The sequence below is a fragment of the Orenia metallireducens genome (genome assembly GCF_001693735.1).
In the GTDB taxonomy this organism is placed as follows: Bacteria; Bacillota; Halanaerobiia; order Halobacteroidales; family Halobacteroidaceae; genus Orenia; species Orenia metallireducens.
On sequence record NZ_LWDV01000008.1, the window covers coordinates 230,198 to 243,633 of the forward strand.

The window sequence follows — 13,436 nt, forward strand, 5'->3', positions numbered from 1 at the left end:
ATAAATAAGGGAATAGCCTATAGGCTATTCCCTTATTTATTACTGACAACTCAAAAAAGTGTCGCAATATACCCATTAACCATTATTAAAGTTTAATTAACATGATGATTTTATTTGATAAAATACTATTAATAATTCCATAAGTTACTCCTTAATATAGAAGTTTTAAAGGAGGAATAATCAGTATTTTTAGAGAATATAACTAATATTAAAACCTATTTTTCGGAAATTTTCTACACAAATATGATAATTTCATTCAAAAAATCACATTACACTCCTAAATTAAAGGAGGAAATAATAGATGGGATTGAATAAAAAGCGTTTAGGCGATATATTAATAGATGAAAATCTGATAAATGAAGATGATTTACAAGAGGCATTAAAGGAGCAAAAGAGGTCAAATAAGAGATTAGGGCAGATATTAGTAGAGTTAGGTTTAGTTACTGAAGAGGAGATCGCACTATCCTTAAATCATCAGTTAGGTATCCTTTTACTAACAGAGAGTGATAAAGAGAGTATCAAAGATGAGATAATTAGTATCTTAGATGAAGAGTATATTAGAGAGAATAGAGTCTTTCCAATTAGAAGAGAAGGGAAGATGTTGATCTTGGCTATGGAGAACCCTCAAAATATTGTAGCCATAGATGAGATAGAGGAGAAGACGAATTTAGAGGTAATGCCTCGGATCACTACTCCTAGTAATATAGATAGCTTAATTGAGAATTATTTAGGAGAGAGGAAGCTAGAAGATTTTATTGATAGTATCGATGAGATTGCCTTTGAACAGGTGGTTGAAGATGAGGATATAGATCAGAGTCTCTTGCAGGAGCAGTTAGAGGAAACACCTATTATCAAGACCGTTAATCAAATAATCGTTACAGGGATTCGTCATAAAGCCAGTGATATCCATATCGAACCCATGGAGACAGGAACAAGGGTTAGGTATAGAATTGATGGTGTCTTACACACAGAAATGATCTTCCGCCAGAATATCCATATGGCTTTGGTATCTAGAATCAAGGTTATGAGTGGGCTTGATATAGCTGAGAGGAGAAAGGCTCAAGATGGAAGGATAAATATTGAGTTTGCAAATATAAAAGCAGATTTAAGAATCTCGATCTTACCTTCTGTCTTAGGTGAAAAGGTTGTAATTAGAATCTTTGATAAGACCAATCTAAAATTAAACTTCAATTCAATCGGTTTCTCTACAGAGAATTTGAAAAAGTTCAAAGAGCTAATCAAAAAGCCCAATGGGATGATATTATTGACAGGGCCTACTGGCAGTGGAAAGACAACTACTTTATATACAGCTTTAAATTATCTAAATGAAGATACTAAGAACATCCTGACCATTGAAGATCCTGTTGAGTATCAGATTCAAGGGATTACCCAGACCCCTGTTAATCCTAAAAAGGATATGACCTTTGCTAGAGTATTACGAATTTTCTTAAGACAAGACCCAGATATCATCATGGTAGGGGAGATAAGGGATAAAGAGACTGCTGAAACTGCAATTCAGGCTGCCCTAACAGGGCATTTAGTATTGAGTACTCTCCATACCAATAGTGCTGCAGGAGCAATTAACCGTTTAATCAATATGGGAGTAGAGCCCTTTTTGATTGCTGATGCTGTAATAGGGGTTGTTGCCCAGAGATTAGTTAGAAAGCTATGCCCTCAATGTAGTAGTAATACTGATATTACAGAATATCAGCTTGTTAAAGATTATTTAAGCGATAATTTCACAGCAATGGCAGCTGAGGGTTGTGATTTCTGTAATAATATTGGCTATAAAGGGAGGACTGCTGTCCATGAACTACTAGAGGTTACTCCCAAAATCAAGGAAGCTATCGTCGATAAGAGCCCTTCAGCTAAGATTGAGGAGATTGCAATTGAAGAAGGAATGGTTAGTTTATTTAAAGATGGACTGGATAAGGTGAATCAAGGGATAACTAGTATTGAAGAGGTATTGAGAGTAGCTGATATCAGTTAGTGATAGTGTACAATTTACAGTGTACTGTACAATTGACAATTGAAATTATAAAAATCTATAACTGATTATTATTTAACTAACCTTTCAAGATTTTTGTATCCAATTTTAATTGTTAAATTGTTTTAAGAGAGGGGTAACATAAAGTGGATAAAAAGTTTCAATATCAAGCCCGGGACTCATCTGGTAGGAAGAAGTCAGGGCAGATTGGAGCCCAATCGAAGCAGGAGGCGGTCACCAAATTGAAGGCTATGGGGTTATTAGTGCTGAGTTTGGATGAGGAAAAGAAAGGGTTTAGCTTGAGAGGGTATCTAGATAAATTGAACTCTATTGAGATTTTACCAGCTAAAGTAGGTTTGAAGGATAAGTATATCTTCTGCCGTCAGCTCTCATCTATGCTCAGTTCAGGAATACCAATAGTCAATGGTTTGCAGTCACTAGCAAAGCAGGTGGAGAACAAGACTCTAAAAGGTGCTGTTAAGGATATTGCAATAGAGATTGAGAAGGGGAGGAGCTTCTCGGCTGCTTTAAAGCAGTCTCCTAATATATTCTCTAATTATTTTATTAAGCTGGTAGAAGTTGGAGAGACAGGGGGCTTCTTAGATGAAACCTTGATGAACTTGGCAAATTATTTTAAGGATCAAAATGAGAAGAGAAAAGAGATTATCTCAAATATCAGCTACCCTATGATTACTATGGGTTCTTCTGTAATCGTATTAATTTTGATGATGGTTAAAGTCTTGCCTAACTTTATGAAGACCTTTGAGAAGTTGAATGTAGAGCTACCTTTGCCCACTAAGATTTTATTGAGAGTTAGTAATTTTATGAGTAGTTATTGGTGGCTATTACTAATAGGTCTAATTGCTATATTATTATCACTCTATTATTATTATCAGACCGATAAAGGAAGGTACTATATCGATAATCTATTACTAAAAGTACCAGTTTTAAAGGACTTTATCTTAGAGAATTCATTGATTATCTTTGCTAAAAATCTAAGTCTTCTCGAAAGAAGTGGGATTCCCTTCCTACAGGGGATGGAGATAGTCAACCAGAATATAACTAATAGAGCTATCCAACAGAAACTAGATAAGGCTAGGTTGAAGATAAAGGATGGCTTCAATATCACTACAGCTCTCAAGCAACAGGATATCTTCCCAGATATTGCTTTACAGATGATACAGACTGCTGAGAATACAGGGAGTTTAGAGGAGAAGCTTAAGGATATTGTAGATTTCTATCAAGAGGAGGTAGAAGAGAAGTTTGCTAGAATAGTTGCTTTATTAGAGCCTAGTTTAATTATCTTCCTAACCTTTGGGATTGGAGGAATTGTAGCTTCAGTCATCTTGCCAATCTTTAAGATGTCACAAGGGTACTAATTCAGTGTACAGTGTATAGTTGACAGTGAACAGTTAAAGTCAAGTGATATTAAATAATAAATTAATATGAGTGTAGACTGTTATTACAGTTTATCATATAAATTAATATAAAATTAGGAGGAATAAGTATGTTTAAGAAATTAATCAGAAATCAAGAAGGGTTTACTCTACTAGAGTTAATCGTAGTAGTAGCAGTAATTGGTATCTTAGCTGCAATTATCGTACCACAGGTTAGTGAGATTCAAGATGATGCGCATGAAAAGAGTGTGAGAGCAAGTTTAGCAAATATTCAGACTAGACTAGAACAGTATAAATTAAGTGAAGATGAAGGTGATGGAAGTTATCCTGCTGCAGGTACATGGACTAGTGATTTAGGTATTGATGGAACAGATTATACTTATGTAGATGATGATGAAGATAATACTAATAAGCAATCCAAATATACAGTTCATTATGCTATTAATTTAGATGATGATAGTGACGATGAATATCTTTATGTTGATAGTTCTCAATCTGGAGTACAGGACACTTTAGGTGAAACCGACGAAACTACAGCACCTTCATTACCATAACCGTTGCTTTATAGAACAATGGGCAATATATTGCCCATTGTTCTACCTAAATCAAGTACAGTCTATAATGTAAAGTTTATAGTTATAAGTTAATCTCATAACTGTAAACTGTACATTGTAAATTGTAAATTAAATAAGTGTGGTGATTTGATGAAGCTACAGCAAGAGGAAGCAGCCTTTACCTTAATTGAAGTGGTTTTAGCTACGGCTCTTTTAGGAATCGTAGCAGTAGCCTTCAGTAGCTATTGGACTACCAGTAGCCAAGCCTTAGAGGATATCCATCTCAGGACTGTAGCTCGGGAGCTTGCTAAGAACTCCTTAGAGGTCTTAAGGGCAGAGGGTGATTCTTTAGAGGAAGGTGATGATTTTACTACTTCCTTGAATAATATGGCTAGTCAACAGAGTGAAGATATAAGAATAGATAATATAGACTTTAGTAGAGAAATAACTATAGAGGACGTGGAAGAGGGATTGAAGAAGGTAATGATAGAGGTTAGCTGGTATGAGGGTGAGCAGAGCTTTAAGCTGACTACCTTGCTGGCAGATAGGAGAAGGTTAGATTGATATAGAGCTTTGAGGTGAGAAGATTGTTAAAGATAGAGGATATTAGGGTTAGCTATGAGTCAGGATTTACCTTATTAGAAGTGGTAGTTGTGATTGGCTTAATTGCTTTAATCTCTACTTCTTTGGGAAGTTTGATAGTTAGCCAGTTTGAGATGTTCAATTTTAATACTAAGCAGAGTGAGTTGAATGAGCAGATGGGATTAATCATTAGCAATTTTGAAAAGGATATAGATCGAGCTACAGTAGTATCTATTGAAGATTCTAAAATACTAACTTTGAAGCTAGATATAGACTTAGATGAAGATATAGATAAAATAGTTAAATATGAACAAGAAGGTACTAAACTAAATAAAACTGTTTATGATGACAATCAGATTGATACTATAAATGAGAATTATACAATTACTGATATGCTTCAAGATATAAATTTCACTAAAAATCAGAACAAATTGACTATTGATATTGAATTAAAGAATGAACATATGATTAGAAAATTAAATAAGGAATATTATTTATCTGAATACTCTTATATTAAATATGAATAATGCTTAATTAAAAGATTTAGAAGAATAGTGGTGATTTTATAAATGATTTATAATCAATTTAAGCAAGAAGAAGGTTCAACTTTATTGTTGGTCTTGATACTTATGACTGTAGCTATCACTCTAATTACCACTATGAATAATATTATTTATAGCAGTGTTAATCAAATTAAAAGAGAAGAAAAGATAGAAAAAGCAAAATTATTAGCGGAAGGTGGTTTAGAAGTAGCTCTAATTAACTATAAGAATAGTATTATTATAGATGAGCCACAGAGTTTAGGTGAAGGAAAATATAGAATAGATGAAGCTAGGATGATTGATGGTTATTTGGTAATTAAGAGCACTGGAATAATAGATAATATTACTCGAAGTGTGCGAATTAAGAAAAAATTAAATATATATTTTGACGGACAAAATGATTATAAAACAATACCTTATCGCAGTGATTTTGATATAAGTGATAGTATTACTATTGAAGCATGGATTAAAATTGACGAAAATGCTAATTTACCGATTACTATAGTAAGTAGAAAAGATATCTTTAAAGTTTATATAGACAAAAATTCTAAACTTGCTATAGACATATATACTAAGAATAATGGTGGAGTTCAGACAGTAAGAACCTCCAAACTTGATTTATCTGAGTGGACTCATATTGCCTTTGTATATGATAGTCAAGCAGAGAGCAGAAATGGAAAATACCAAATTTATATAAATACTATTAAAGAAAAGAGTGCAAGTAATCTTCATAACTTTCTACCTACTCCAGAAAATGAATTAGTAATTGGAGCGGACTCTAATTATAATGAAAAATGGCATGGTTATATTAAAGATTTAAGAATTTGGAATAAAGCTAGAACTCAAGGGGAGATAGCCGATAATAAAGATAAACATTTGACAACATCTGAACCATGGTTAGTATTTATTTATCCATAAATTGATAAATGAAATAAATAGTATAAATTTGGAGGTGATAGTTTGTTCAACATCTTTAAAAGTAAAGGAAGATTAGGGATAGAAATCAGTAACTTTATTAAGATAGCTGAATTTAAAGAAAGAGAATTTAAGACTGGAGAATATAATCAATTGACTATAGAAGAGTTAAGAGAATTTAGCTCTAAAGATGTCATCACTTCCCTAAGTACTAATAATATTAGGTTAAAATTTATCAAAATACCTGATGACTTATCAATCAAAGAGACTGCACAGCTGGTAGAGCTTGAGTTTGCTGATGAAAATTTAGTTATCCAGCATGAGGTGGTAGACTCTTTACAAGAGAAGTATGTGATAGGATATGGGGTTGAGAAGTCTTTAATTAAAGAACGTTTTGAGCAGCTAAAAGCTCTAAAGCTAAAGCCTAAAGTTATTGAAACAGAATTTCATGCCAATATCAGATTCTTATATAGCCAATACCCTAATTTGAGTGAGACAGTTTCTTTGATAGATATTGGAGATCAAAATACTGATTTGATTATTGCTCAGGAAGGAAGATTAATCTTTTTGAGGAATTTTGAGTTTGCAGGAAGGCATATTACTGAAAAGTTGGCTACTATTAATAAGATCTCCTTTGAGCAAGCAGAACTCTATAAGAAACAAGGGGTTAGCAAGGAAGAGTTGAGGATAATCTTAGAGGAATTAAGGAGTCAAATCTATCAATCAATAGATTATTTTCAATCAGAGTATAAAGTAAGGGTGGCTAAGATATTCTTGACTGGAGGTAGTAGTGATTTTAAAGGATTACAGAATTATTTAGAGGATCAAATTGGAATAGAGACTATCAAATTAGAGGATAATCTATATTCTGTAGCAAAGGGGCTGGCTTTAAGAGAAGAGGTTAGATAAAAGTAGTTTACTTCATTAAGGGGTGTTTTCTATGGTTAATTTCTTAACTGATGAATTTTTTATGAAGGAGAGGTTTTATAATCTGTTATTTGTAGTTGTTTTATTAGTTATAAGTTTAATTGCTTTTACAAGTCATATATATTTAAATCTATATTTAGAGAATAAAGAGTTAGAATTGAAGCAAGAAGTTATAAGAGCAGAGCTATCAAAATTAGGCACTAATCTGCTTAAAGTAGAAGATTTAAAGGATAAAAGAAGGAATATAAAAGATAAATTAAATGAAAATAATAGATTTTTGGCAAAGATGGTCTCTACTACTACTATCTTTGAAGAACTTAATTTGTTATACTCTGAACAATTATATCTACAGAACTTTCAGTTAAATAATAATGATTTCCAACTCTTAGGGGTTACTACTGAGATGAGATACTTAAAGCAATTAAACCAGAGCTTAAAATCTTCTGATTTTTTCGATGAGTTCTATTTAGAAGAGGTTGATAAATTAGATAATAGAATTGAATTTAAGATAAGGGGTATCTTCCAGAAAGGAGCTTAGAAATGTGGAAAAAGTTACTTATAATTTTGCTAATATTAGCACTGATAGGATTTGGATTCTATAAATTTATCTATTACCCCTTATATGCTAAGTATCAACAGAATATAATTCAACTTAGCCATCTTAAGACAGAATTGGACAATAAGAGTGTAGAAGTCTTATCTTTAAAGAGTTTGGAAGATGATTATAAAAGTTTATTAGCAGAATTGGAGAGTGGAAGTGATAATAACCTTTTAAATAAAGCTCAAATAAATAGCTTTATTATTAAATTAAATAGTTCGGAAATTATTAAAAATGTAGATTTTACTATACCTTCTAAGGAGAAAGTATTGATTTCTCTAGAATTGGATGGAGAGTTTGAAGCTATATATTATTTTTTAGATAGTATTGAGTACCTTTATAATACTGAAGCTATAAATATCAATAAGAGTGAAGATAAAATAGCAGTCAACTTATCCCTCCTATTTCCCATAGAGAGGAGTGGGCTATAATTGAGAAGGCTGATAATTTTAATATTGATGATAGGATTGATTTGTGGGTTATACTTTCACCACAAAGGTAATTGGAAGCAAAGAGTAGAAAAGATAAATGAATTTAAAGCAAAATTAAATAATGCTAATTTTGAAGAAAGTAAAAAAGAAGATATAGACCCAGAAGATAAAAATCAAATCATAGATAATAACTTTGAGATTAAATCACCTTTTAATTCTAAGCTAGCGACAATTATGGGAGCTAAAAGAAAAGAAAGTAAGGCTAAAGAGGTTGAAGTTCAAGATATAATTAAAGAGGAAGAGAAGATAGAGATTCAAAGACCTGACTTTAAATTAAAGGGAATAGTGAGAATTGGTGAATATCAGCGGGTTAATGTAGAGTTTGCAGGAGAGTATAAACACCTTAGTAAAGGTGAAGTAATAGATGGATTTACTTTAGTAGATATCTCTAAAAATAGTGTTATCTTCAAAAAGGGTGAAAACTATTTTGAATTTAAAATCAATGGTTCAAATTATACGATATGAAAACTTTCCTAAAAAGGAGGAGAGAGTAATTAAAAGAAAGAGGATTAATCAACTTATACTAATATTACTGCTATTATTCTTATTTAATTTTACTGGACAAGCATCCTATCAGCAAGAGAAGATTAATCTTAACTTTAAGGAGATGGACTTAATAGAGGCCTTTAGAATCCTGGCAGAGACAGCAGAGATGAATATAGCCACTGATAGCTCGATAGAGGGCAAGATTACCCTTTATTTAGACAATGTGTCCTTCTTAGAAGCGATGGATATTCTAACTAAGACCAATGGTTTAAGCTATAGAATTATTCATAATACCATCTTTGTTGCTCCTACTGAGAAGATAAAGAAGAATTATGAAGCTAAGCTAACTAGAGTCTTTAAACTCAAAAACTCTGACCCAGAAAAGATCAAAGAGAATCTAGACCATTTAATCGATGATGGAGCAATCAAGATTAATCAACGCACTAATAGTCTGATTATTACAACTTATGAAAGTAACTTTGACCAAATTGAAGAGACTATTGCTGCCTTAGATTATTCTAGAAGGCAGATTGCTTTACAGGTTCGATTTGAGGAGATATCCCATACAGGGTTAAAGGAGTTAGGTGTAAACTGGGAACTTTCAGGTGAAGGTAAGACTGGTGATAGTGGGTCATCTACTACACCGAATTTGAAGATTGGTAACTTAAACTTTGATTATAGTATCTCTTTAGAGGCTTTAGAGACTTCAGGGGTAGCCAATGTTTTGGCAAATCCTAAGATTACAACTATCGAAGGTGAAGAGGCTAATATCAATATTGGTGATGAAATTCCTATTTTAACCAATAAGAGAACAAGTGAAGATGGTGATGAGGTTTCTCAAGAGATAGAGTTTAAGAATATCGGGATTGATTTGAAGATAACCCCTAAAATAACTGATGAGGATAGTATCTTTATCGATTTACAGCCAGAGATAACTACTTTTTTAGAGTGGGTTGAGATTAATGGAAGCCGTTATCCCACAGTAAGTATAAAGAAGGTTGGAACCAAAGTCAAAGTGAATAATGGAGAAACTCTTGCTATTGGTGGGTTGATTCAAGAGAAGGAGTATGAAACTATGTCTAAGGTTCCTCTTTTGGGTGATCTGCCTATTTTAGGCAAGTTATTTAGTCAAAAGAATTTTGAAAATGAAAAGAGAGAGTTGATTATCTTTATTACTCCTAAAATCATTAATGATAATGAACTAGAGAGTTCAACGGAAAAGCAAAGAGAGAAGGAGTCTATAGAAAATAATAAGAAAGAAAATATAAGTTTAAAGAAAGAGCTAGATGATAAGGAAGAGCTATTATTAGTTTCAAGTTAAAAACAAAGCTTTGGCTCAAAATCTTAAAAAGCAGGGCTTTAAATTTTATACTAAGGAATTTAAATATCACAAGGGATATGAATTATAGTAATGATCAAATTAATGAATTGGGCTTAAATATAGGCAAGTGATGATATTAAGAGATTAATAGTTAATAAGTAATATTAATAGTTTAAGCCTCTATATTTTAATTAAATTTAGTTTTAAGGAAGGAGTCTCTCAACTATCCCTAGCTAAGCTAAATATAGCAATTACTTTTTTTTATTGATTAGATATGTTATAATAAAATTTAATGTAATCATTTCTAAATTATAAAAAGTCAGTCTAAAGGGAGGCGTTTATGGAGATAATTATTAGTCATCAAAGAACTGATTTTGATGGACTAGCTTCTATGGTAGCAGCACAGAGGTTACATCCTCAAGCTACTATGGTCTTTTCAGGTAAGTTAACTAATAATGTAAAGAAATTTACAACTCTATATAAAGGTAGAATTCCTATTAAGTATGCTAAAGAGATAGATAAATCTAAAGTTACTAAAGTAATTATGGTAGATACTAGAGTAGCATCTAGAGTAGGTGCTTTTTCTAAGTTAGTAGGAAGTGATGGGGTGGATGTATTGATTTATGATCATCACCTTGAGCGACAGAGAAGTTTAGAGAATGCCAAGGAGGTTATCGAAGAGGTTGGAGCAACAACTACTATGTTGGTCAGTAGATTGAAGAAGAAAAATATTGAGATAACCTCATTTGAAGCTACTTTATTTGCTTTAGGAATTTATGAAGATACTGGTTGCTTAGTCTATAAAAGTACTACTGCTAAAGATGCTCAGGCAGTAGCTTATTTATTGGAGAAAGGGGCTAACCTAGAAGTTGTAGAAGAGTATATAGAGTACTCTTTGAATCGAAAGCAGCATCAGTTATTCAATAAATTATTGGACTCTATTCATCCAATCAATATTAAAGGCTTTAAAGTCGATATCTTTCAAGCAGAGGTTGATGAGTATATCCCAGACATTTCACTATTAGCACATAAATTAAATGAGTTACATAACTCTGATGCTTTATTTGTATTAGTCAAATATGATGGTAAGGTTCTGATTATTGGTCGTAGCAACAATGACAGCATCAATGTAGCAGAGATATTGAAATATTATGGTGGTGGTGGTCATACTAGGGCAGCTTCAGCTACTTTGAAAGCTGATGAGAATAAAGATTTACTTGATTATCAAGAGGATCTATTATGTATTGTTAAAGAAAGGGTAAATCCGGCAGTCTTGGTCAAGGATATTATGTCAAGTCCTGTTAAGACCATAACACCTGATACAGCTATGGGAAGAGCCGATGAAATTATGTTTGAGGAAGGTTATTCTGGATTGATAGTTGCAGATGATAACGATATTGTGGGGATTATATCTCGCAATGATATAGATAAGGTTAGAAAGCATGGTTTATTACATGCTCCAGTTAAGGGCTATATGTCTAATGAAGTGGTTACCATTAATGAAGAGGCATCTTTAAAGGAGGTACAAGATGCTATTGTCGATAATAATGTTGGTCGCCTGCCGGTACTTGATTCTGAAGGTAATTTGGCAGGGATTATTACTAGAAATGATTTATTAAGAATATTTTATGGTAGGGATGATTATCTGAAAAATAGGCAGAATCTCTATGGTAGAAGTCTAGTAAAGGTACAAGAGAAGAGATATGATATTAGTAATAGATTAAATTTGATTGATCAAAAGACTCTTGACTTATTCAAAAGAGCAGGAGCTTTAGCAGAGAGTTTAGGGTATAATTTATATATTGTTGGTGGGTTTGTCCGTGATTTATTGTTAAGTCAGACCAATCTAGACTTAGATTTAGTGGTAGAAGGTGATGGAATCGAATTTGCTCGTAGGCTCAATAAGGAGTTGAGAGGAGAACTTGATATCTATCATGAATTTGGTACAGCAGTTTTAACCTTAGAGGATGGACTCAAATTGGATATTGCTACTACTAGAGTCGAGTATTACTCTGGAATTGCTAGTCTCCCTGAGGTGGAGCTTGGTTGTATTCAGCAGGACCTCTTTAGAAGAGATTTCTCTATTAATGCTTTGGCTATTCAGTTAAATGGTCATTCTTTTGGTCAACTTGTCGACTATTTTAATGGGAGAGAAGATTTAGAAAGAGGAATTATTAGATTATTACATAATTTCAGTCTATATGATGATCCCACTAGAATCTTTAGAGGTTTGCGCTTTGCTAGCCGTTATGGATTTAAATTTGAGCCGCGTACTAAAGAGCTAATCAAGCAAGCTGTTAATTTAGATGTTATAGAGAAGTTAAGTAGTAATAGACTATTTACAAAACTACAACTTGGATTACAGGATAAGTATCCAATTAAGTTTATTAATCTATTGAAAGAGGAGAATATTTTAATCTATATATCTAAAGATATAATTTGGGATGAAGATAAAGAAGAGTTGGCTACTAAAGTAGCAGAGGTATTAGAATGGTTGAAGACTTTGAACCTCTCCTTTAAATTCGATGAATGGGTTCTTTATTTAATGGTTCTAATCTGGGGAATGAATCATAAGCAGGTTAAAGAGTTTAATCAGAAATTTAATTTAAATAAGAATCTATCTTATCGACTCTTCTTTACTCTAGAGCTTGATAATCTTATTAGTAATTTGAAAGGTACACAGGATAATAGTGAGATCTACTATCTATTAGAAGGATGTGCTATTGAAGATTTACTGTTGTTGTTAATTAAAGACTTTACTTTAAAGGATAAGGTTAAGTTATATTTAGAAGAGTTACGATGGATAGATATCAAAGTCTCTGGAGAGGATATTATTGAGTTTGGTTATAAGCCAGGGCCTTTCTTCCAAGATGCTTTGAAAGCAGTGAAGAAGGCTAAATTGGATGGTAAGATTGAAAATCATAAAGAAGAGCAGGATTATCTGCGAAATTATATAGAAAAGAGGGGTGAATAAAGTGAATACAATTGCAGAGTTCGCCTTATTAATACCTATTTTATTATTATCCTTATCCTTTCATGAGTATGCTCATGGTAAGGCTGCAGATTTGTTAGGTGATCCAACACCTAAGATGACTGGTCGTTTAACCTTAAATCCTTTGGCACATTTAGATCCGATAGGGACATTGTTTTTACTTATTACCCGTAGATTTGGTTGGGCTAAGCCAGTACAGGTCAATCCTCGTTACTTTAAAGATCGTAAAAAAGGAATGATGTTAGTAGGATTGGCTGGTCCTTTATCAAATATAACACTAGCTATAATCTTTGCTTTCTTATATAGATTTGTTGGTGACTTTTTTTACAGTCTGCTAGATCCAAGGATCGTTAATACTCTATTTATAACAGGAATTTATCTGAATTTAGGATTGGCTGTCTTTAATTTATTGCCAGTACCACCTTTAGATGGTTCTAAGATATTGGCTGGATTGTTGCCAGCTAGTATGAATAATGTTATCTATAATTTAGAAGCTTATGGGCCTTTTATTTTATTATTCTTACTCTTTACCGATGGAATTGGAGTAATATTAGGTCCTGCTATAAATGTTTTACGCATAGGAATCTTTAAATTGGTAGGATTGATGTGATAGAGTGAAGAGATTTGATAATGATTATTATTAG

13 protein-coding genes are annotated in these 13,436 nt (G+C 32.5%); all 13 read left to right on the forward strand.

Annotation, left to right across the window (positions count from 1 at the left end):
- The first annotated feature begins 301 nt into the window (after nt 1–301).
- The 13 genes from U472_RS05930 (at nt 302) to U472_RS05990 (ending at nt 13,402) form a co-directional block, all read left to right on the forward strand.
- Complete coding sequence (locus U472_RS05930) at nt 302–1,990, forward strand: GspE/PulE family protein (protein WP_068716494.1); 1,689 nt, start codon at nt 302–304, stop codon at nt 1,988–1,990.
- Nucleotides 1,991–2,133: 143 nt separating this feature from the next.
- Nucleotides 2,134–3,366, forward strand: a complete 1,233-nt coding sequence (locus tag U472_RS05935) for a type II secretion system F family protein (RefSeq protein ID WP_068716496.1) — start codon at nt 2,134–2,136, stop codon at nt 3,364–3,366.
- Nucleotides 3,367–3,494: 128 nt separating this feature from the next.
- Nucleotides 3,495–3,938, forward strand: coding sequence for a type IV pilin protein (locus tag U472_RS05940; RefSeq protein WP_068716498.1), 444 nt, complete (start codon nt 3,495–3,497; stop codon nt 3,936–3,938).
- A 150-nt stretch (nt 3,939–4,088) separates the two neighbouring features.
- Entirely contained in the window at nt 4,089–4,502 is a 414-nt protein-coding gene (locus U472_RS05945) for a type IV pilus modification PilV family protein (protein ID WP_068716500.1), read from the forward strand.
- A gap of 23 nt (nt 4,503–4,525) precedes the next feature.
- On the forward strand, nt 4,526–5,047 hold the full coding sequence (locus U472_RS05950) for a PulJ/GspJ family protein (RefSeq protein WP_068716502.1): 522 nt from the start codon (nt 4,526–4,528) through the stop codon (nt 5,045–5,047).
- Nucleotides 5,048–5,089: 42 nt separating this feature from the next.
- The gene (locus U472_RS05955; RefSeq protein WP_068716504.1) at nt 5,090–5,980 is read left to right on the forward strand and encodes a LamG domain-containing protein; all 891 of its coding nucleotides are present in this window, start codon (nt 5,090–5,092) and stop codon (nt 5,978–5,980) included.
- A gap of 42 nt (nt 5,981–6,022) precedes the next feature.
- Nucleotides 6,023–6,886, forward strand: coding sequence for a pilus assembly protein PilM (gene pilM, locus U472_RS05960; protein ID WP_068716506.1), 864 nt, complete (start codon nt 6,023–6,025; stop codon nt 6,884–6,886).
- A gap of 31 nt (nt 6,887–6,917) precedes the next feature.
- A complete protein-coding gene (locus U472_RS05965; RefSeq protein WP_068716508.1) occupies nt 6,918–7,442 on the forward strand; it encodes a PilN domain-containing protein in 525 nt (174 codons plus the stop codon).
- Nucleotides 7,443–7,444: 2 nt separating this feature from the next.
- The gene (locus U472_RS05970) at nt 7,445–7,933 is read left to right on the forward strand and encodes a hypothetical protein (RefSeq protein WP_068716510.1); all 489 of its coding nucleotides are present in this window, start codon (nt 7,445–7,447) and stop codon (nt 7,931–7,933) included.
- A complete protein-coding gene (locus tag U472_RS05975; RefSeq protein ID WP_068716512.1) occupies nt 7,934–8,458 on the forward strand; it encodes a hypothetical protein in 525 nt (174 codons plus the stop codon). It begins immediately after the preceding gene.
- Nucleotides 8,421–9,800, forward strand: a complete 1,380-nt coding sequence (locus U472_RS05980; RefSeq protein WP_068716514.1) for a type II secretion system protein GspD — start codon at nt 8,421–8,423, stop codon at nt 9,798–9,800. The genes U472_RS05975 and U472_RS05980 overlap by 38 nt, the downstream gene beginning before the upstream one ends.
- Nucleotides 9,801–10,140: 340 nt before the next feature.
- Nucleotides 10,141–12,774 (forward strand): CBS domain-containing protein, encoded by a 2,634-nt coding sequence (locus U472_RS05985; protein WP_068716516.1) that lies wholly within the window; start codon nt 10,141–10,143, stop codon nt 12,772–12,774.
- A gap of 1 nt (nt 12,775) precedes the next feature.
- Nucleotides 12,776–13,402, forward strand: a complete 627-nt coding sequence (locus U472_RS05990) for a site-2 protease family protein (RefSeq protein WP_068716518.1) — start codon at nt 12,776–12,778, stop codon at nt 13,400–13,402.
- The last annotated feature ends 34 nt before the right edge of the window (nt 13,403–13,436 follow it).